This is a genomic window from Erythrobacter ramosus, assembly GCF_009828055.1.
Classification (GTDB): Bacteria; Pseudomonadota; Alphaproteobacteria; order Sphingomonadales; family Sphingomonadaceae; genus Erythrobacter; species Erythrobacter ramosus.
The window spans coordinates 1257542-1277280 of record NZ_WTYB01000002.1; the positions used below are offsets into that span (position 1 = coordinate 1257542).

16 protein-coding genes are annotated in these 19739 nt (G+C 64.5%); 9 read left to right on the forward strand and 7 right to left on the reverse strand.

The window, feature by feature from the left end:
• Positions 1-3: 3 nt before the first annotated feature.
• Positions 4-1089: a putative urea ABC transporter substrate-binding protein gene (locus GRI59_RS12675; protein WP_160761497.1), complete on the reverse strand. Its 1086-nt coding sequence runs from the start codon at positions 1087-1089 to the stop codon at positions 4-6.
• A 187-nt stretch (positions 1090-1276) separates the two neighbouring features.
• Here GRI59_RS12675 and GRI59_RS12680 point away from each other — a divergent pair, with 187 nt between their 5' ends.
• The gene (locus GRI59_RS12680; RefSeq protein ID WP_160761663.1) at positions 1277-2260 is read left to right on the forward strand and encodes a Vgb family protein; all 984 of its coding nucleotides are present in this window, start codon (positions 1277-1279) and stop codon (positions 2258-2260) included.
• 90 nt (positions 2261-2350) lie between these two features.
• Here the strand turns inward: GRI59_RS12680 and GRI59_RS12685 are convergent, their stop codons facing one another.
• Genes GRI59_RS12685 through GRI59_RS12700 form a run of 4 tightly spaced genes read right to left on the reverse strand, consistent with a single transcriptional unit; the run spans position 2351 to position 6508 of the window.
• Positions 2351-4885: a TonB-dependent receptor gene (locus tag GRI59_RS12685; RefSeq protein ID WP_160761498.1), complete on the reverse strand. Its 2535-nt coding sequence runs from the start codon at positions 4883-4885 to the stop codon at positions 2351-2353.
• 38 nt (positions 4886-4923) lie between these two features.
• Positions 4924-5334 (reverse strand): nuclear transport factor 2 family protein, encoded by a 411-nt coding sequence (locus GRI59_RS12690; protein ID WP_160761499.1) that lies wholly within the window; start codon positions 5332-5334, stop codon positions 4924-4926.
• Positions 5334-5765, reverse strand: coding sequence for a nuclear transport factor 2 family protein (locus tag GRI59_RS12695; protein WP_160761500.1), 432 nt, complete (start codon positions 5763-5765; stop codon positions 5334-5336). The genes GRI59_RS12690 and GRI59_RS12695 overlap by 1 nt, the downstream gene beginning before the upstream one ends.
• A complete protein-coding gene (locus GRI59_RS12700) occupies positions 5765-6508 on the reverse strand; it encodes an aspartate/glutamate racemase family protein (RefSeq protein WP_160761501.1) in 744 nt (247 codons plus the stop codon). The genes GRI59_RS12695 and GRI59_RS12700 overlap by 1 nt, the downstream gene beginning before the upstream one ends.
• A 197-nt stretch (positions 6509-6705) precedes the next feature.
• Between GRI59_RS12700 and GRI59_RS12705 the strand changes: the two genes are divergently transcribed.
• From GRI59_RS12705 to GRI59_RS12740, 8 genes are all read left to right on the forward strand, one after another.
• Complete coding sequence (locus GRI59_RS12705; protein WP_160761502.1) at positions 6706-7389, forward strand: FCD domain-containing protein; 684 nt, start codon at positions 6706-6708, stop codon at positions 7387-7389.
• Between the two features lie 120 nt (positions 7390-7509).
• Positions 7510-8418, forward strand: coding sequence for a hydroxymethylglutaryl-CoA lyase (locus tag GRI59_RS12710; protein ID WP_160761503.1), 909 nt, complete (start codon positions 7510-7512; stop codon positions 8416-8418).
• Between the two features lie 16 nt (positions 8419-8434).
• The gene (locus GRI59_RS12715; RefSeq protein WP_160761504.1) at positions 8435-10492 is read left to right on the forward strand and encodes a hydantoinase/oxoprolinase family protein; all 2058 of its coding nucleotides are present in this window, start codon (positions 8435-8437) and stop codon (positions 10490-10492) included.
• 4 nt (positions 10493-10496) lie between these two features.
• Positions 10497-12395 (forward strand): hydantoinase B/oxoprolinase family protein, encoded by a 1899-nt coding sequence (locus tag GRI59_RS12720; protein ID WP_160761505.1) that lies wholly within the window; start codon positions 10497-10499, stop codon positions 12393-12395.
• Positions 12392-13573, forward strand: a complete 1182-nt coding sequence (locus GRI59_RS12725) for a CaiB/BaiF CoA transferase family protein (protein ID WP_160761506.1) — start codon at positions 12392-12394, stop codon at positions 13571-13573. The genes GRI59_RS12720 and GRI59_RS12725 overlap by 4 nt, the downstream gene beginning before the upstream one ends.
• Entirely contained in the window at positions 13573-14208 is a 636-nt protein-coding gene (locus GRI59_RS12730) for an isochorismatase family protein (protein ID WP_160761507.1), read from the forward strand. The genes GRI59_RS12725 and GRI59_RS12730 overlap by 1 nt, the downstream gene beginning before the upstream one ends.
• Positions 14209-14309: 101 nt before the next feature.
• A complete protein-coding gene (locus tag GRI59_RS12735) occupies positions 14310-15626 on the forward strand; it encodes an amidohydrolase family protein (protein ID WP_202390958.1) in 1317 nt (438 codons plus the stop codon).
• Entirely contained in the window at positions 15626-16858 is a 1233-nt protein-coding gene (locus tag GRI59_RS12740; RefSeq protein ID WP_160761508.1) for an amidohydrolase family protein, read from the forward strand. Before GRI59_RS12735 ends, GRI59_RS12740 begins: the two co-directional genes overlap by 1 nt.
• Positions 16859-16876: 18 nt before the next feature.
• Here GRI59_RS12740 and GRI59_RS12745 read toward each other — a convergent pair whose 3' ends face one another.
• A complete protein-coding gene (locus GRI59_RS12745) occupies positions 16877-17332 on the reverse strand; it encodes a (2Fe-2S)-binding protein (protein WP_160761509.1) in 456 nt (151 codons plus the stop codon).
• Between the two features lie 15 nt (positions 17333-17347).
• On the reverse strand, positions 17348-19729 hold the full coding sequence (locus tag GRI59_RS12750) for a xanthine dehydrogenase family protein molybdopterin-binding subunit (RefSeq protein ID WP_237440791.1): 2382 nt from the start codon (positions 19727-19729) through the stop codon (positions 17348-17350).
• Positions 19730-19739: the final 10 nt, after the last annotated feature.

Genomic DNA, 19739 nt, shown 5'->3' on the forward strand with positions numbered 1-19739 from the left:
GGCCTAGAGCTTCCCGTCGGCGGCGAGCTGCATATAGGTCGGATCGAAGCGCAAGGTGATCGCGGCCTTGTCACCCAAGGTTGTGCCGCCCGGGAACTCCATACCGACCGCATCGGCCGAGCGGGCGCCCTGCCCGAACAAGCCTTGGGCAAAGCTGAAATCGCGCACGCGGGTCATGGTGGTGACCAGATCGGGCGAGGCCATCGCCATCAGCGCGGCCTTGGGGTCGGCGTAAAGGAAGGTGGTGGCGAGCTGGCCTTCGAATTCCTCAGGCGTCGTCCCCGCCAGCTTCGCCATCGCAGCGCGGGCGGCGGCGCCCTCGGCATCCTGCCGGGCCATCAGCGACATTGTCTCGTACCAGATCCCCGCCAACGCCTTGCCGAGATTGGGGTTCGCCTTCAGCACCGCCGTATCGACTACCATCAGGTCGAGGATCTCGCCCGGAATATCGGCAGAGGTGAACACGGCCTTGGTGCCTGCGACACCCTTCATGGTGGTCACCTGCGGGTTCCACGCCACCGCTGCGGTCACGTCCGGCGAGGCAAAGGCGGCGGCGATATCGGCATCGGAGGTATTAACCGTCTTAACGTCGGTCAGCTTCATGCCTGACGTCTCGAGCGCGCGGGCGAGCAGGTAGTGCGAGACCGACAGCTCGGCCAGATACACCTGCCGCCCCTTGATCCCCGCCACGCCGTCCGCGCCTTTCAGCAGAACCGCATCATTGCCGTTGGAATAATCGCCAAGGATAATCGCCGAGGTGTCCTTGCCGCCCGCCGCCGGGATCGTCAGCGCGTCCATGTTGGCGACAGTCACGCCGTCGAGCTTGCCAGCGGTGTATTGGTTCACGCTCTCGATATAGTCGTTGACCTGCACGAACTTGATTTTGACACCGTACTTGTCTTCCCACTTCTTCACGATCCCGGCCTGCTGGGCATAGGGCCAGGGCATCCACCCGGCATAGATCGACCAGCCGATATTGAAGTCGGTGCGGGGCGCGGATGCGTCCTCCTCGCTGCCCGAACAGGCCGTCACCGCAAGGGCGAGGGCGATAAGCAGGAAGCGGGCCGCGCGGCGGGCCAAGTGGCGCATGATTCGTCCCCTATGTTGCGGGTGCGAACATCCCCTCGTTTGCTGCGTTTGTCTATGGGGAATTATTACGATTGATTGCAAAAGTAATATGCGCAAGGTTGCGTCAGTCTGGCAGGTATTGTGCCCTTGCGGCGCTCCTCTCCTTCCCCTGCCATGCGTGGAGGCTCAGAGACCCATGACACCCATGATGCGCAATTCCGTTGCTCGCCCGCTTGCTCTTGCCCTTGCCGCCAGCCTTGCTGTCGCGGCGTGTGCGGCGGAGGATAGCGAACCGCCCACGGAAATGGTCGGCCCCGCGCCCGACCTCACCGAAACCGCGCTGAAAGTGCCGGGCTTCGCCGATTTCCTCGCGGTGGATGGCGATACGGTGTGGGTCACAAATGACGGACGGGTCGAACAATGGTCGCCTGCGGGTAAGCTAGCCAGCACCCCTGTGCCCCGCCCCTGCGGCACAATGGCGATTGCGGCGGGCTCGCTGTGGGTCGCCAATTGCGAGGATGGTGAGCTGTGGCGCATCAATTTGAAGACCGCCGCGGTTGAAGCCAAGATCGCCACCGGCCTCGCCAATCCCAAGGGCGAAACCAATGTGATCGCGGGCGCAGGCTCTGTCTGGGTGCCGAGTGATCCGGAAGGCAAGCTGGCGCGGATCGACCCTGCCACCAATGCGATTGTCGCGACAGTCACCGTCACGCCCGAGACTTGGTATCTCGCCTATGGCTTCGATGCGGTCTGGGCGGTGTCGAGCGAAGGCAAGGTGCTGGAGCGGGTCGATCCGGCCACGAACGCAGTCACTGGATCAGCCGCGCTGGGCGATACGCCCGGCTTCCTCGCAGCGGGTGAAGGCGCAGTGTGGGTGCAGGAACAGGGCGACGGCACCGTCGCCAAGGTCGATCCGGCCAGCCTCACAATCGCTGGCCGCACCAAGGTAGGCGATAACCTCAAATGGGGTGATATCGATGCCAATGGCGGCGCGGTGTGGCTGCGCACCACGGATGATCAGACGATGGTGGTGATCGATCCGGTCACGCTCAAGATCCGCGCGCGGATGGGCAATGCAGTGGGTAGCGGTGCACTGCGCTGGACACCCAAGGGCGTGTGGACATCGGCCCACGACAACCAGACCCTGTCGTGGTGGAGCGCGCCTGCGCCTGCCGCCACGCCCACTCCCTGACATTCGGGCAAAAAGAAGCGCGCGGGGCGGGTCGCAGAACCCCGCGCGCTTCCCCCTCCAATTCCGTTTCGCCTGTGACGGCGGACCGGATCAGAACTTGTAGCCGAACTCCACCCCGAAGCGCTGACGTGCGCCCGGCGAGATGAACGATCCGCCAAACTCGACCGCGGTGATGACCTCGTTCAGATACTTCTCGTTGAACAGGTTTTCGGCATAGGCGGTCAACGACCAGCTATCGCCTTCTACCCCAACGCGCAGGTCCATCACTCCAAAGGTGTCGCGCTGCGAGATCGAATAGTCGGCATCGCCCACAAAGGCCGGCAGCGCCAGCGCCGAACCCGGCAGCAAGCCGCTGAACAGCGTCGGGTTGGGATCATCCTGCAACGTGTGGAACCACGTCGGCCCGGTGATGCGGTAATCCGCGCGGGTCACAAAGTTGACACTGTCGGTAACCGGCAGATCAAGCTGGGTGCCCACGTTGATTGTGTAGTCGGCAGTATAGGGCGACTTGTTGCCCACAGTTACTGGGCGCGAGGCGTTTTCCCGGATTTCGCTTTCGGTCACGTTGCCCGAACCGAACACTGTCCAGCCATCAAGGATTTCCGCCGACAGGTTAAGCTCGGCGCCGTACAGTTCGACCTCATCGATGTTCGAGACCACGCGCAACAGGCCGAAGCCGCCGACGAAGAACTCGAAGAACTGCATGTCTTCGACCTTGGTGTAGTAGCCCGCCAGATCAAAGGTCACCGCGCCGTCCAGCAAGGTGCCCTTCATGCCCGCTTCGAACGCGCTGGAGACTTCCTTGCGGTACTGATCGTCAATCAGCACGTTGGTGCCGATGAAATCGTTGAACGCCGAGTCGACGATCGCGGCCGAGCCCTGGTTGTTGAAACCGCCCGATTTGAAGCCGATCCCCCAGTTGCCGTAGAGGTTGATGTCGTCGGTCAATTCATACCGCAGCGAAATCTTGGGCTGGAACTGCTTGAAGGTTTCAGACTTCGGCGCGATAGGCTGAACCACGCCGCCTGAAACGGTCTGGCCGGGATTGATCGGTCCGCCCGCGATCGGATCGAACACCGCCGGAACGAGGCTCGACACCTGACGGTCCTCGATGTCGTAACGGCCCGCAAAGCTGACATTGAAGCGATCAGACACATCGGCATCGATGGACGCGAACGCCGCATAGACATCGGTCTTGAACGCATCGTGGTAAAGCTGGGTGGTCGGGTTGTCCGAACCCGGTGCGTTATACAGCTCGCGGATGATGCCGCGACCAAGGTCCGCCCCAAGGCTCACGCCAACCTCCCGGTCGATGTGGAGGTAATAGGCGCCGACCTGCCAGTTGATGGCGCCGTCCCCGTTCGAGGCCAAGCGGATTTCGCCGCTGATGTCTTCCTGCTTGCGCACCTGGAACTGGGTGCCGTCGCAGGTGGTCGGGCTGTAAGGGCCGAAGGTCGATCCAGTGGCGGGATTGAAGATAAACGGGATTGGGCTGGCGCCGATGAAGGTCGGCGGGTTGAGCGGGAAGCCGGTAAGCGCCGTTGTCGATGCCGCGCAGGCATTGGCCGCCGCCACCGAAGCCGGGGTCGCGCCGGGGAAGGTGAAGCGGGCAAAGTCAGCCGAAGTGCTGTCCGCCGTCAACGACTGGTCGACATCGCTGTAGAGCACCCAAGCGGTCAGCGTGGTGCTTTCAAACTCATGCTCGACCTTGGCCGAGGTTTCGAAGGTCACCTGATCATTGGTCGGGCGGATGTTCGAATAGAAGCCGAAGGGATGCTCGTTCACGTCTTCAAAGAACGCCGGGTTTACCGCCGCAAAGTTGGGCAGGTGGAAGCTGGCGTTGAAGTTGATCGAAGCGCCGCGCAGGTCAGCATAGCGCGCCTTCACATCGAGCTCGGTATTCGGCCCCAGCTCGGCGACGAAGCGCCCGTCGATGCCGAACACTTCCTGATCGTCGATCGTCTTGGAATTGCCGAGGAAGCTGTTGCGGAAGAAGCCATCGGTGGTCGAATAATTGGCCGACAGCACCAGCCCAGCCGTATCGCCGATCGGGGTCGAGATGTAGCCATTGGCAAGATAGGTGTTGTCCTGCGCCGCGCGCACCAACATCCCGCCTTCGAGCGCGTCGCCGGGCTTCAGCGTTTGCAGCACAATCGCGCCCGCCGCAGCGTTCCGGCCATAGAGCGCGCCTTGCGGGCCCTTCAGGATTTCGACCTGACGCAAGGTGCCCTGGTTCTGGTTCAATTGCGCGGTGTTGGTCTTGAGGATCCCATCGACCACCAGCGCGACCGAGCTTTCCGCGTCGCGCGCGCCGTTGATGCCGCGAATGTTGATCTGGGTGTCGCCCGCTTCGGCCGTGCCGGTGACGATGGTGACGCCCGGCGTCAGCTGGATGAAGTCATCCGCGCGCTGCACCCCGGTCTTGGCGAGCGTTTCCGCGCCGAACACGGTGACCGCGGCGGGCACGTCCTGAAGCGATTCCGACTGGCGGCGAGCGGTGACGATGATCCCGCCTTCTTCCTCGGCAGCAGGTTCAGAGGCGGGGGCGTCCTGCGCCAGAGCGGGCGAGGACAGGGCAATGGCGCCGAGCGCCGCGCCAGAAGCAAGAACCAAACGGACATTCATGGGACGGCTCTCCTGAAGAGGATTGAGAGGTTAGGCGATCAAACGAGGACGTTGGCCCCGCTCATGTAGACATAGACTTCCTGAAACTTCGGGCCTTCTGGGCCGGGACGAAGCCGCCAGAAATTGGTGTTTTCCAGCAGCGTCACCTGCCCGGCTGCATCATGCAGTTCTGCGGTGAAGCTGGCTGTGATGCGGCCATTGGCCTCGTCCACGGTGCAGGTAAAATCGCGGTGGATGATAGTTTCGTAAGCGCCGAAGAAATCTTCGAACATCCGGCGGATTTCGGCCTTGCCGGCATGGCGCGTAAAGGCGGTCTGGACGCAGAACAGCGCCGTGTCATGGAAGCAGGCCAGTGCGCCTTCCATGTCCTTGGCATCGACACGGGCGAAATATTTGTTGAGCGCGAAGTCGATCAGCTCGGCGCGCGACAGGGTGGGTTCGTACTGCATCAGACGTCCCCTTCCTTCAGCAGGTTGTCACCCGACATGTAGACATAGACCCGGTGGAACAACCGGTCCTTGAGGTAGAAGCGGTTGCAGTTTTCATACCGCAATTCCTCGCCCCCATTGGGGGTGATCAGTACCGTGAACTGCGAGCAGATGGCGTTCGTGTCCGGGTCGGCGGTGTGGACGAAATTGCCGTGCCAGATGCTTTCAAAATCGGCGAACAGCTTCACGAACATCGCCCGAATCGCCTCGCGCCCCTGATGCACGGTGTTGCTGGTCACTTCGGTCAGCACCGCGTCCGGCGTGAAGCAATCGAGCACCTTGTCCATGTGCTTGTTATCGACCCCATCAAAATACCGCTTGGTGACGATATCGACATAGACCGGATAGGGCAGCGCGGTCTGGCCCGACCCGCCCTCTTGCCATTCACTCATCAGTACCAGCCCTTTCGGATATCGGCGTGTTTGGGCACTTCGGGTGCGGGGAAGGCCTTCTTCGAATGGGTCAGTCCCAGCTCGATCAGCGTCTCCAATTGCTTGTAAGCGACCTGTCCGGGGTTGATCACCGGCACCGGCAGTTCGCTTTGAAGATAGGTGGCCGATTGGTGCATCGTGGTGGAGCCCAGCACGATCACATCCGCGCCGTCCTCATCAATCGCGCGCATCGCCTCAGCCTTGAGCTTGGCGAAGACGACCTCTTCCTTGCCTTCGAGCAGTTCGGTCACGTCAGGCCGCGTGTCGATCGAGCGGACGCTGGCGCAGCGATGCTCCCAGCCGTGCTGGTTCAGCACCTTCTCGTAGAGCGGGAACCACTGCGGCCACATGGTGAGAACCGAAAACTTCTTGCCCAGCATCATCGCGGCAGCAAAGCTCGCCTCGCCGGGGCCGACGACGGGGATATTGAGGGCCGAGCGCAGCGGCCACAGCCCGGAATCGCTGACCGTATCGATCAGCACCCCGGCATAGCCTTCGTCCTCAGCCGTCACGCCTGCCTGAAACACCGTCCAGTCCATCAGCAGCGTATCGTGATAGGAATCGCCCAGCGCCGCGCCCCAGCGCACCGCTTCAAATGTGGGCGCGAAGCCCGGGCGCACGAAATCGGCCGGAAGCTGCTGCGCGCGATTCGCGACGCCTGCTTCGTCCATTGCGATCGGTACGATGACCTTGATACGCTGCACGGCATTCCCCGATTGCCCGAAGCGCGCTGGTTATTGTATACAAAACGTCCCCGTCAAGCATTTTACGCAAATGTTGCGCAGAGCGGCTGCCAGGTGTGTTTTTGTCACCTCACAGGCTTGCAGGCCCGGGCGCTTCGCCGCACAAGGACGCGCATGGACGCAGCCCTCTTCTCTTCCGCCCTGCGGATCGTACGCTCGTGAGCCGCGCATCCGAACGCGCCTACTCGGCGATCCGCGCGCATCTTCTCAGCGGGTCGGTGGCGGCTGGCGAACAGCTCACTGAAGACCAGCTCGCGCAGATCACCGGGGTCAGCCGCACGCCGGTGCGCGAGGCGGTGCGGCGGCTTGAGGACGAGTTGCTGCTGGTCCGCTCTGACACCAAGCGATTGTTCGTCGCCGACTGGAGCCGCGACGACATCGAGGAGATGTTCGTGCTGCGCCAGATGCTCGAATGCCACGCCGCCGAACGTGCGGCCAAGCGTCTTTCCCGCGAGCAGATCGCCGCGCTCGAGGCACTCAACAGCGAACTGACCGCGGCCGTTGAACAGAGCCCTCCCGATGTGGTGCGCTTTCTCGAGGCGAACCGCGCGTTCCACGAAGCGATCATCGATGCCGCCCATTCGCCGCGGCTGGGGCAGATGCTGGCAAAGCTGGTCGAGGCACCGGTGGTGCTGCGTACCGCGCGCACCTATTCGCAAAGCGACCTGCGCCAATCCGCGCGCGATCATGATGAACTGGTCGCCGCCTTTGCCGCACGCGATGGCGACTGGGCGCGCGCTGTGATGGGCAGTCACCTGCGCCGCGCGTTCCACACCTTTGCCAAGACGGTCGGTCCGAGAGCCGATGACGCGGCCAATGATCAGGACAGTAGAGAGGCGTAACAACGCTGCCGTGGGGTTGCGGTTCCTGCATCATTTGCTACGCCAAGCATGATTGCAATTGTATACAAACTGGGTAATTCACCCCCACCGGTCCTTCGCAGCAGCAACAGGCGATTCACGATGTCATTCGGCACAATCGAACTGGTCGAGGTCGGCCCGCGCGACGGCTTGCAGAACGAGCCCGACATCATCTCGACCGAAGTGAAGCTCGACCTCATCAGCCGCATGATCGGCTACGGCGCACGGCGGCTTGAAGTCGCTAGCTTCGTCCACCCGCAGCGCGTCCCGCAAATGGCGGACGCCGAGGCTGTGATCGCTGGCCTGCCCGACCGGAGCGACTGCACCTACATCGGCCTCGTCCTCAACAAGCGCGGCGTGATGCGCGCGCTGGCCACCCGCGAGAATGGCGCGCGCGGCGTCGATCAGGTTGGCTGCGTGATCGTCGCCAGCGACACTTTCGGTCAGAAGAATCAGGGCCAGACGATTGCGGAAGGCCTCGCCGAAACCCGTGATATGCTGCGCTTCGCCCGCGCCGAGGGAATGCGCGCGCAGGTCACGATCAGCGCCGCCTTTGGCTGCCCGTTCGAGGGCGAGGTGAAGCATGAAACGGTGCTCGCCATTGCCGAGGAGCTGGCGATTGAGAACCCCGAAGAAATCGCCCTCGCCGACACCATCGGCGTCGGCACGCCGTGGGAAGCGGGCGAATTGTTCGGCAAGCTGGGTGAGACGCTCGGCGGAAAAATCCCGATGCGCGCGCATTTCCACAATACGCGCGGCACCGGCATCGCCAATGCGTGGGAGGCGTACAAGGCGGGCGTGCGCACCTTCGACGCCTCGCTCGGCGGCCTCGGTGGCTGCCCCTTCGCCCCGCGCGCGACCGGGAACATCGCGACGGAGGACCTCATTTACATGATGGCGCGTTCCGGCGTGGACACGGGCATCGATCTCGCAGCCGCGATTGCGGCGAACAAGTGGTTTGCGGATGTGCTGGGGCGCGAATTGCCCTCGGCCGTTGCGCGCGCAGCATAGAGCATAAGGACACAGCATGACTTACAGGTTGGGCGTTGATGTGGGCGGGACGTTTACCGACCTCCTGCTGTTCGACGAGGCGAGCGGCGCGTTCTGGCGGCATAAGACGCCGTCGACCCCGCATGATTCCTCCGAAGGCATCCTGACGGGTGTGAAGGCGATCATGGCTCAGGCGGGCATTACTGCCGAGGACATCACCTACTTCCTCCATGGCACTACAGTTGCCACCAATGCCGTGCTGGAGGGCAAGGGCGCGCGGGTCGGCCTCGTCACCACGCAGGGCTACCGCGACATCATGCAGATCGCGCGCAGCTTTGTGCCCGGGGGACTCGCCGCGTGGATCGTGTGGCCCAAGCCGCAGCCGCTCGCGCGGTTGGAGCACACGGTCGAAGTGCCGGGGCGGATGGACGCACAGGGCCGCGAAGTCGCTCCGCTGGATGAAGACGCGGTGCGGGCGGCTTTGCGTAAGCTGAAGGGTGATGGTATCGAGGCGCTGACCGTCTCGCTGATGAACGCCTACTTGAACGGCGCTCACGAAGCCCGGATCGGCCAGATTGCTGCCGAAGAACTGCCGGGCCTCCCCGTCTCGCTGAGCAACGAAGTCCTGCCCGAAATGCAGGAATACGAACGTACCCTCTCCACCGTCGCCAACGCTGCGGTGCGTCCGGTGGTGAGCAAATATGTCTCGAACCTGCGCGACCGCTTGGCGACCGAGGGCTTCAAGGGCCGGTTGTCGCTGTTGCGCTCGGACGGCGGGTTGATGTCGAGCCAGAAGGCCGAGGAGCATCCAGTCAACATCCTCATGTCAGGCCCAGCAGGCGGCGTGACTGGCGCGCTTTGGGTGGCGAAGAATGCGGGCTTCGAGAATATCCTCACTCTCGACGTCGGCGGCACCTCCACCGACGTGGCGCTGATCCAAGGCCTCGAACCACGCCGCCAGCGCACCACCGAGGTCGGGCACTTGTCGGTCCGCGCATCGGCGCTGGACGTAAAGACCGTTGGGGCGGGCGGCGGCTCAATTGCCCACGTGCCGCAATTGACCGGCGCGTTGCGGGTCGGCCCTGAAAGCGCGGGCGCGGTACCGGGGCCGGTGGCCTATAACAAGGGTGGCACGCTGCCCACGGTGACTGATGCCAACGTGGTGCTGGGCTACCTCCCCGAAGACCTGCTCGGCGGCAGCTTCAAGCTAGATCGCGAAGGCGCGAAGGTCGCAGTGCAGACCATTGCCGATGCGCTGGGCGTCACGCTGATGGAGGCCGCGCGCGGGATCATCGATATCGTCAATGAGAACATGTTCGGCGCGCTGCGCATGATTTCGGTGCAGCAGGGCTACGACCCGCGCGAATTTGCGCTGATGGGCTTTGGCGGCGCGGGACCGCTGCACGTCAATGCGGTCGCCCGCCTGATGGGCAGCTGGCCCGCGATCTCGCCCGTTTCCCCGGGCGTGCTCTGCGCACTGGGCGATGCGACCACGCGGATGCGCACCGAAACCGCGCGCAGTTTCTCGCGGCTGGCCAAGGATACCAGCATCGCTGACCTCGTTGCGGTGCTGGATGAAATGGCCGCGCAGACCCGCAGCGAATTGCTGGCTGACGGCATCCCCGAAGATCAGATCAACTCGCTGTTCGAAATCGACGTGCGCTATGCGGGCCAAGCCTTCGAAGTGCCGCTGACGATCACGCAGGACATTCTCGAAGCGGACGGGATCGAAGGCATCCTCGCGCGCTTTGACGAGGAGCACTTGCGGCTCTTCACCTTCAACATGGATACGCCGCACGAGATCGTGAACCTGCGTGCGGTCGCCCAGGGGCAGGCCCCCGCCCTCCCCGCCACCGAGCTGCCCAAGGGTGACGGCAACCCCGCCGCCGCGAAGATCCGCGACCACACGGTGTGGATTGACGGGGCGGAACGCGCGGCGGTGATCTACGACCGCGCGAAGCTGCGGCAGGGCGATGTCATCTCCGGCCCGGCGATCATCACCGAAATGGATTCGACCACGTTGGTCGAACATGATTGCACCGCGCGCGTTGACGCCGTGGGCAACATCCTCATCACTCTCAAGGCGAAGGGCTAAGACCATGCCGGCTCGCATCATCGAACCCAACACCACGCCGTTCCAGAAAATCGCCATCGACCCGGTGACGCTCGACATCATCGAGAACGCGCTGCGCAACGCCCGCATCGAAATGGACGCAACGCTGGTGCGCACCGCCATGTCCCCCGGCATCCGCGAACAGGGGGACGCCTTCCCGCTGATCTCCGATCCCGCCGGCAAGATGATCGTCGGCCAGTTCGGCAGCTTCATCGACGGCTTCCTCAAGCAGTTTGACGGCACGATCGAGGACGGGGACATGATCTTCCTGTCCGATCCCTATTCCTGCGGCGGCGCGGTCAGTCACTCCAACGACTGGCTTGTGCTGCTCCCGGTGTTCAAGGACGGGCGCCTGCTCGCCTACACCGCGATGTTCGGCCACCAGAGCGACATCGGCGGATCAGTCCCCGGCTCGATGCCGATCGGCGCGTCCTCGATCTTCGAGGAAGGCGTGCGCATTCCGCCCGTGAAGATCTGGAAGAAGGGCGAATACAACGAAGACCTGATGAAGCTGGTCATGCACCAGACCCGCAAGCCGGACTGGTGCCAGGCCGACCTCAACGCCCTGATCGCTTCGTGCCGGGTCGCCGCGCGCCGTGTGGTCGAAATGGCCGACCGCTTCGGGGATGACGTTTACGTCTCGGCCACGCAGGAGCTCTTGGCCCGCAACCACCGTGCGATGAAAGCGCTGCTGGCGATGGCGGTCGCCGAGGAGCCGGTGAGCTTCGAGGATTACATCTGCGACGACGGCAAGGGCTATGGCCCCTACAAGATCCGCTGCACCATGTGGCGCGATGGCGACCGCGTGATCCTCGATTTCCAGGGCACCGACCCGCAGTCCGCCGCCTCGATCAACTTTTTCCTCAATGAAAACATGTTCAAGATGTTCTTCGGCATCTACATGATCATGGTCTTCGATCCGCAGATCCTGTTCAACGACGGGTTCTACGATCTGATCGAGGTGCGCATTCCGGAAGGCTCGCTCTTGAAGCCGCACTTCCCCGCCGCGCTTTCGGGCCGCACGCATGCGCTGGGCCGCATCTTCGACATTCTGGGCGGCTTGCTCGGGCAGAAAACGCCGGAGTTCTTGAACGCCGCCGGGTTCTCCTCCTCGCCGCACCTGTTCTATTCGGGCTGGGATAGCCGCGAGGACGGGACGCGCGATTGGTTCCAGCTGTTCCAGATCGGCTTTGGGGGCATTCCGGGCCGACCGCTGGGTGACGGGCCGGACGGGCACTCGCTATGGCCGGGGTTCACCAATGTGCCGAACGAGTTCCTCGAACGCTACTTCCCGCTGCGGATCGAACGCTACGCCACCGCGCCCGATAGCGGCGGGGCGGGCCTCCATCGCGGCGGCAACGGCATTCACATGACCTACCGTTTCCTCGCTGATGGCGAGATCGCAATCCATGACGACCGCTGGTTCGTGCCGCCGTGGGGCGTCAATGGCGGCCATCCGGGAGCGCGGGCGAAGAAGGTGCTGGAGCGCGCCGACGGCAGCCAAGAAATCGTCGGCAACAAGGTCGAGAGCGTAGCGGTGAAGGCCGGCGATCTGCTGCACTTCATCACCTGGGGGGGCGGCGGCTGGGGCGACCCGCTGGCGCGTGGCCCTGAGCTCGTCGGCCTCGAAATCCGGCAGGGCCTCGTTACGGCTCAAGGCGCCCGCGACTATGGCGTTGTCGCCGATGCTGCGGGCACGGTGGACACCGCCGCCACCCAAGCCTTGCGCGCGGAAATGTCAGCGTCGCGTGGGGAGCTGCCGCTGTTCGACTACGGCCCGGGCATCGACGCCCTGCGTGCCAATTGCGAGGCCGAGACGGGCCTCCCCGCCCCCGTCCAGCCGGTCTGGAACTCCCATCCCGGTATGCGCGAGGCGGCAGAATGAGCGCGCTTCAAGGGATCAAAGTCGTCGAGATGGGCCAGCTCCTCGCCGGCCCGTTCTGTGGCCAGTTGCTCGGCGACATGGGTGCCGACGTCGTCAAGATCGAGCCGCCGGGCGCGGGCGATCCGATGCGCAGCTGGGGTCAGGGCGACGAGAAGGTGCAGTGGGAGGTGATCGCCCGCAACAAGCGCTCGGTCACCTGCAACCTGCGCGTGCCCGAAGGACAGGCGCTCGCCAAGCGGCTGATCGCCGAGGCCGATGTGCTGATCGAGAACTTCAAGCCCGGCACGCTGGAACGCTGGGGCCTCTCGCCGGCAGAACTCCACGCGGTTAACCCCGGCCTGATCATCGCCCGCATGTCGGGCTACGGGCAGGACGGGCCGTACAGCGACCGCGCAGGCTTCGGCGGGATCGGCGAGGCGATGGGTGGATGGCGCTACATCGTCGGCGAACCTGACCGTCCGCCCAGCCGCATGGGCATCTCGATCGGCGACACTCTGTGCGCCACCTATGGCGCGATGGGTGTGCTCGCCGCGCTGCACCACCGCGAGAAGACGGGCGAGGGGCAGGTGGTCGATTCCGCGCTGTACGAGGCAGTGTTGCAGGTGATGGAGGGCCTCGTGCCCGAGTACGACCGCAACGGCGTGATCCGCGAACGCTCCGGCTCGGTGCTGAAGGGCATCGCCCCGTCGAACGTCTATTCCTGCAAGGACGGCAGCTACATGATCGGCGCCAATGGCGATGCGATCTTCGCGCGGCTGTGTCAGGCGATGGGTCGGCCGGAGCTGTCGAGTGACCCGCGCTATGCCACGCATATCCCGCGCGGGATCCATCAGGACGAGTTGGACGCGCTGATCAACGACTGGACGGGCACGCTCACAGTCGACGAAGTCGATGCGCTGATGATCGAATATTCGATTCCCGCAGGCCGGGTCTACCGCGCGCCCGATATGCTCGCCGACCCGCATTTTCAGGCGCGCGAGGCGATCATTGAGGTCGAGACGCAGAACCGCGGGCGGATCAAGATGCAGAACGCCTTCCCGAAGCTCTCCAAGACCCCTTCGACCATTCGCCGCCCTGCGCCTGCCGCGCCAGGTCAGGACAATGCCGAGGTCTTCGCTGAGCGGCTGGGTCTGGATGCCGCCGAGCTCACGCGGCTGGCGGAAGCGGGGATCATCTGATGGGCGGCCCCTCGGCATCCGACAATTACGCCGGGGTGTACGAGGGGCGGCTCCAGCCGGGGTCGCGCCCGGCGCTGCTGATCGTCGATGTGGTGGTCGCCTACCTCACCGAGGGTTCGGCGCTGTTCATGGAGACTGCCGCTGCCGCGAAAGATGCGAACCGGCGCTTGGCCCTAGCGGCGCGCGCGGCGGGGGTGCCGGTGGTGTTCACCAACGTCCAGTACAAGCCTGACGGCTCGGATGGCGGTGTGTTCTATCGCAAGGCGCCTGTGCTGAAAGCCTTCGTGGAAGGATCGCCGCTCGGGGCCTTTCCCGACGACCTCACCCCCCAACCGGGCGATAGGGTGTTCACCAAGCAATATCCCAGCGCCTTCTTCGGCACCGACCTTGCCAATGCCCTGCACGCCGATGGCATCGATACGCTGCTGATCACGGGTTACTCCACCTCCGGCTGCGTCCGGGCAAGCGCGCTCGATGCGATGCAATACGGCTTTGTCCCGCTGGTGGTGCGCGAGGCTTGCGCCGACCGCCACCCCGCCCCGCACGAAGCCAACCTGTTCGACCTCCAGGCCAAATATGCGGAGGTCATATCCGAGGCCGAAGCGCTTGCGGTGATTGCGGCACACCCTGCTTGATCGCAACCCGCGACACCGGCAACCCGCACTTTTTGGCTTGTGCGCGGCGGGCTGGGCCTGCAAGTAATGCGCCGGCGGGCATCAACAGGGAGAAGCGCCTCGTGGCATTTGCAAAGTCGAGGCGATGGGCAATCGCCGGTCTGACGGGAACCGCCCTCACCGGCATCGCTCTGACAGCAAGCCCAGTGGCAGCACAGGAACGCCCGGTCGCCTTCACCGGCGCGCGCATCCTCACCATGGCGGGCGAGCCAATCGAAAACGGCACGATCGTGATCAAGGACGGCAAGATCGTCGCGGTCGGGGCCAATGTCGCGATTCCGGCTGATGCAAAGCGCCGCGCGGTTGATGGCCGGGTGATCATGCCCGGCATCGTCGACACCCATTCGCATATCGGTCAGGTCGCAGGCGCGGACGGTTCCGGTCCAATCCAGCCCGAAGTCCGCGCGATGGATTCGATCAACCCGTTCTCCACCTCAATCGACAAGGCCCGCGCGGGAGGGGTCACCACCGCCAACATCATGCCCGGATCGGGCCACCTGATGAGCGGGCAGACCTTCTACATGAAGCTGCGCAAGGGCCGTACCGTTGAGGACATCGCGTTCGCAATGAAGGGCGCAGCCGCGCTCGGCGGCATGAAGATGGCAAATGGCACCAACCCGATGGGCGGGAGCGGCTTTCCGGGAACCCGCGCCAAGTCCGCCTCGCTGGTGCGCGAGCAGCTGACCGAAGCCAAGGCCTATTGCGACGGCGACCGCAAGAAGCGCGATCTTGGCAAGGAAGCGCTGTGCGAGGTGCTTTCGGGCGAGCGGTTGGTGCATTTCCACACGCACCGCGCCGATGACATCATGACCGTGCTGCGGCTCAAGCAGGAATTCGGCTTCAGCGTGCTGATCCAGCACGGCACCGAAACGTGGAAGGTCGCTGAGGAACTGGCCAAGGCCGGCGTGCCGGTATCGAACATCACGCTGGATGCACCGGGCGGCAAGCTGGAGACGGTCGATCTCAGGATGGACAATGCCGCCATCCTCGAACGCGCGGGCGTGCTGGTGTCGATCCATTCGGACGACGCCATCGTGGATTCGCGCATGATGCTGCGCGAGGCCGCGCTGGCGGTGCGCGGGGGGATGAGCCGCGATGGCGCCTTGCGCGCGCTGACGATCAACGGGGCCAAGCAGATGCGGCTCGATGCCCGCGTGGGCTCGCTTGAAGTCGGCAAGGATGCCGATTTCCTCGTGCTCGATGGCGATCCGCTGTCGACATACACCCACGTGCTCGAAACCTGGGTGGAGGGCGACAAGCTGTTTGATCGCAGCCTGCCTGAGGATTTGTTGATGGCGACGGGAGGCTTTGGCGCGGGCAGCCCGATGGAAGCCTCGCACCACCACTGGGAAATTGCCGAAGCGGAAGGGCACAACTGATGCGTATCGCCGGATATTGCCTTGCCGCCGCCAGTGCACTCGCGCTCGGCACTGCTGCCTACGCGCAGGACATCGCCATTAGGGGCGGCGAGGTTCACACCATGGCAGGCCCCGCCATCACGGACGGGGTGGTGGTGATTGACGACGGAAAGATCGTCGCCGTCGGCCCCGCCGCCAGCACACCGATCCCCGAAGGCTTCACTGTGATCGAGGCCAAGGTCGTCACCCCCGGTCTTGTCGATGCGCGCACTGTGGTCGGGCTGGCGGGCTATCTCAATCAGGAGCACGATCAGGATCAGCTGGACGAAAGCGCCCCTGTGCAGCCGCAGTTGCGCGCGATTGACGCCTATAATCCCGGCGAGGCGCTGGTGGCATGGCTGCGCGGCTTTGGGGTCACCACGATCCACACCGGTCACGGCCCCGGCGCGCTGGTTTCGGGCCAGACGATGATCGCCAAGACGGTCGGCAACACTGCCGATGCTGCCGTGATCGTGCCCCGCGCGATGGTCGCCGCCAATCTCGGGCCGGGCGCGCTGGCCGAGGGCGGCAAGGCCCCGGGCACCCGTGCCAAGCAGATCGCGATGCTGCGTCAGGCGCTGCTCGCCGCGAAGGAAGGCGACGCGCCCAAGCCTGCGAAGAAGGGCGAAGAAAAGTCCGGCCCTGACAAGCCGCTCAGCCTTGAGGTGCAGGTGATGCGCGATGTGCTCGCCCGCAAGCTGCCGCTGCTGATCACCGCCCACCGCGCGCAGGACATCATGAGCGCACTGCGGCTGCGTCAGGAGTTCGGCATTGATGTCGTGCTCGACGGAGCGGCTGAGGCCTATCTGCTGACGAACGAGATCAAGGCGGCCGGGGTCAAGGTCATCCTTCACCCGCCGATGGCGCGGCAATATGGCGAGTTCGAAAACGCCAGCTTCACCACCGGCGCGGCGCTACGCGCGGCGGGCATCCCGTTCGCCTATCAGTCGGGTTACGAAGGCTATGTTCCCAAGACCCGCGTGATCCTGTTCGAAGCCGGTGTCGCGGCGGCAAACGGGTTGGCGTGGAATGACGCGCTGGCGAGCATCACCATCGATGCGGCGCGGGTTATCGGGCTGGAAAAGCGGGTCGGCTCATTGGAAGTCGGTAAGGACGGCGATGTCGCGCTGTTTGACGGCGATCCCTTCGAATACGCCTCGCACACGGTGGGCGTGGTGATCGACGGCAAGGTCGTCAGCACCGCCACGCAGTGACGGGCTGACGCGCGGCGATCAGCCCAGCGCCGCGGCTTCCTTGATGGCGCGGCGGATGCTCATATAGGTGGCACAGCGGCACAGGTTGCCGCTCATCGCTTCGTCGATGGCCGCGTCGTCGGGCGTGGGATTGTCCCGCAGCAGCGCAGTCGCGGCCATGATCTGACCCGATTGGCAATAGCCGCACTGAGGGACGTCATTGGCGACCCACACCTGACGAATGGCATCGGCGGCAGCGCCTTCAACGCCCTCGATCGTGGTGATCTCCGCCCCTTCGAGCGAATCATGCGGCGTCACGCAGGAGCGGGTCGGCGCGCCGTCGACATGGACAGTGCAGGCGCCGCACTGCGCGACCCCGCAGCCGAATTTCGTGCCCGTCATGCCAAGATGATCGCGCAGCACCCACAGCAAAGGCGTGCCCGGAGCAGCATCGACGCTTGCGGATTTCCCGTTGATTTTGAGGGTAATGGCCATGTTCGGCTCCTGATCCTAAACGGTCTTTGTCGCGGGCAGTTTGAGCTTGTCGCCTTCAGCCCCGATCAACGGTAGCGTACGCAGCCGGTGGCCGGTCGCAGCGAAGATCGCATTGGCGAGCGCGGGGGCGGCGGGCGGCGTCGCCGGTTCCCCCACCCCGCCCGGCGGCGCGTCCGAGGCGATGATCTCCACCTTGAATTCGCGCGGGGCCTCTCCCATCCGCATCAATCGCCAGCTCGGGAAATTGTCCTGCACGACCGCCCCGTCCTTGGCCGTGATCGCGCCGTAGAGCGCGTTCGACAGCCCGTAGATCGTCCCGCCCTCCATCTGCGCGCGCACGTGGCGCGGGTTGATCACGGTTCCGGCATCGACCGCCAGCCACACGCCCGGAATGCGGAGCGTGCCATCCTTGCCGACCGCCACTTCGATCACCGTGGCGATGTAGGAGAGAAACGAGCGGTGCACGGCGATGCCCAAGCCGCGTCCGGCGGGTAGCTTGCGGCCCCAATCAGCCATCGCCGAGGCCTTCTCCACGACATTGCGCAGCCGTGCGGTGTCGATCGGATATTCCGCCAGTTCGGCCCCGTAATTGCCGTAAGTCGCGCCTTCCGATTCAGGGTCGATCATGCGCGGCGGGCCGATCAGTTCGAGCAGATAATCCTTCTGGTCACGCCCCGCCGCATGGGCGAGTTCGGCGGCAAAGCTCTGCACCGCAAAGGCGTGGTAGATGTTCGCAACCGAGCGGAGCCAGCCGATCCGCATATGACCCTTGGCATCGCCCGATTCGACCCGCAGATTGGGCGCGGCGAAGGGCACATCGGTTGCGCCCATGCTCATCTCGCCATCGCTCGGCTCGGCCAACGTGTTATCGAAGGTCGAGCTGATCGGCGGAAACACCGTGCGATGCAGCCACGCGGTGCATTTGCCGTCCTGATCGAGCCCGGCCTCGCAATACTGCGCACTGACCGAGTGATAGTAGCCGTGGCGGATGTCGTCCTCGCGCGTCCAGGTGACCTTGACCGGCTTGCCGACTTCCCGGGCGATCAGCGCTGCCTCGATTACGAAATCGGGCTTGGACTTGCGCCCGAAAGCACCGCCGAGCCAGGTTGGAGTGACCTTGATGTTCTCCTTGGGAATCCCCAGCGCCTCGGCGAGCGTGTCGCGCGTGTTCTGCGGGTCTTGCACGCAGGCCCAGCATTCGAGCCGGTCGCCATCCCATTCCGCCGTCGCGCTGGGCGGTTCCATTGGTGACTGGTTGAGATGCGGAGCGTAATATTCCGCCGTCACCCGCTTGGATGCCGCAGCAAGCGCCGCACCGACATTCCCGCGCGACCGGCGCACCTTGCCGCTGCGCCGTGCGGTGGCCTGCAATTGTTTGGCGAAGGCTTCGGAATCGTAACCCGCATTGGGGCCGTCCTGCCACGCGATTTCCAGCGCGCGCCGACCCTCGATCGCGGCCCATGTGTCGCGCGCGACCACGGCCACGCCGCCCAATGGCTGGAACAGCGCGGGCGGCTTGGCATCGGGCAGACGCATGGTGCTGAGCACGCCGGCGATCGCCAGCGCCTTGGTATCGTCAACGCTGCCGACCCGGCCGAACAGCTGCGGCGGGCGGGCGACCACGGCATAGACCATCCCGGGTCGCTTGACGTCGATCCCGAAGGTACTGTCGCCCTTGACGATGCGCGGCACGGTCAGCGAGGGGATTTCCTCGCGGATGTAACGCCATTCCTTGGGGGTCTTGAGCTTGATGTCAGCTTCAGCCGGAATCGCGAGCCGCCCGGCCAGTTCGGCCAGATTGCCGTAGGACAGGGTCTCGTCGTTCTTCGTATTGCTGACCAGCCCGCCCTTGGCCGAGCACTGGTCCTGCGGCAGCTTCCAGTAGAGCGCGGCGGCGGCGACCAGCATATGCCGCATCGCCGCGCCAGCAACGCGCAGCCGGTGGAAATTGAACCGGACCGAGCGCGAACCATCGGTGTTCTGATCGCCGTAGCGTTCATGCCCTTCGGCCTGAACGATGGCGACCTTGTCCCAGTCTGCCTCGAGTTCATCGGCGACGATCTGGGCCATCGCCGTCCAGGTCTGCTGCCCCATCTCCGAACGGTGGCAGGTGATCTTGACCGCCCCGTCCTTGTCGATCGCGATCCACAGCGAAGGGGTGGCATCCCCGCCCTTCACCCCGGTGAGCGGGCTGGCGCCGGGGTCCGGCAGCTTGAACGCATCCGCATCAATGACCGGCTCGACATAGCTTGAACAGCCCGCCAGCGTCACGCCAAGGACGAATAGCCCCGCCCCGCCCACAAACCCTCGGCGGCTGAGATTGACATAGGGGCTTGGCCCATCGCCCGTCCCGTCCACCTTTGGTGCAGGAATGATCCCGAGATCGCGCATCAGCATCGGCTTTTCC

Excerpts from the sequence above, each read along its gene's own strand:
- GRI59_RS12675 (WP_160761497.1), bottom strand. The coding sequence starts at position 1,089 with ATGCGCCACTTGGCCCGCCGCGCGGCCCGCTTCCTGCTTATCGCCCTC.
- GRI59_RS12680 (WP_160761663.1), top strand. The coding sequence starts at position 1,277 with ATGCGCAATTCCGTTGCTCGCCCGCTTGCTCTTGCCCTTGCCGCCAGC.
- GRI59_RS12685 (WP_160761498.1), bottom strand. The coding sequence starts at position 4,885 with ATGAATGTCCGTTTGGTTCTTGCTTCTGGCGCGGCGCTCGGCGCCATT.
- GRI59_RS12690 (WP_160761499.1), bottom strand. The coding sequence starts at position 5,334 with ATGCAGTACGAACCCACCCTGTCGCGCGCCGAGCTGATCGACTTCGCG.
- GRI59_RS12695 (WP_160761500.1), bottom strand. The coding sequence starts at position 5,765 with ATGAGTGAATGGCAAGAGGGCGGGTCGGGCCAGACCGCGCTGCCCTAT.
- GRI59_RS12710 (WP_160761503.1), top strand. The coding sequence starts at position 7,510 with ATGTCATTCGGCACAATCGAACTGGTCGAGGTCGGCCCGCGCGACGGC.
- GRI59_RS12715 (WP_160761504.1), top strand. The coding sequence starts at position 8,435 with ATGACTTACAGGTTGGGCGTTGATGTGGGCGGGACGTTTACCGACCTC.
- GRI59_RS12720 (WP_160761505.1), top strand. The coding sequence starts at position 10,497 with ATGCCGGCTCGCATCATCGAACCCAACACCACGCCGTTCCAGAAAATC.
- GRI59_RS12725 (WP_160761506.1), top strand. The coding sequence starts at position 12,392 with ATGAGCGCGCTTCAAGGGATCAAAGTCGTCGAGATGGGCCAGCTCCTC.
- GRI59_RS12730 (WP_160761507.1), top strand. The coding sequence starts at position 13,573 with ATGGGCGGCCCCTCGGCATCCGACAATTACGCCGGGGTGTACGAGGGG.
- GRI59_RS12740 (WP_160761508.1), top strand. The coding sequence starts at position 15,626 with ATGCGTATCGCCGGATATTGCCTTGCCGCCGCCAGTGCACTCGCGCTC.
- GRI59_RS12745 (WP_160761509.1), bottom strand. The coding sequence starts at position 17,332 with ATGGCCATTACCCTCAAAATCAACGGGAAATCCGCAAGCGTCGATGCT.
- GRI59_RS12750 (WP_237440791.1), bottom strand. The coding sequence starts at position 19,729 with ATGCTGATGCGCGATCTCGGGATCATTCCTGCACCAAAGGTGGACGGG.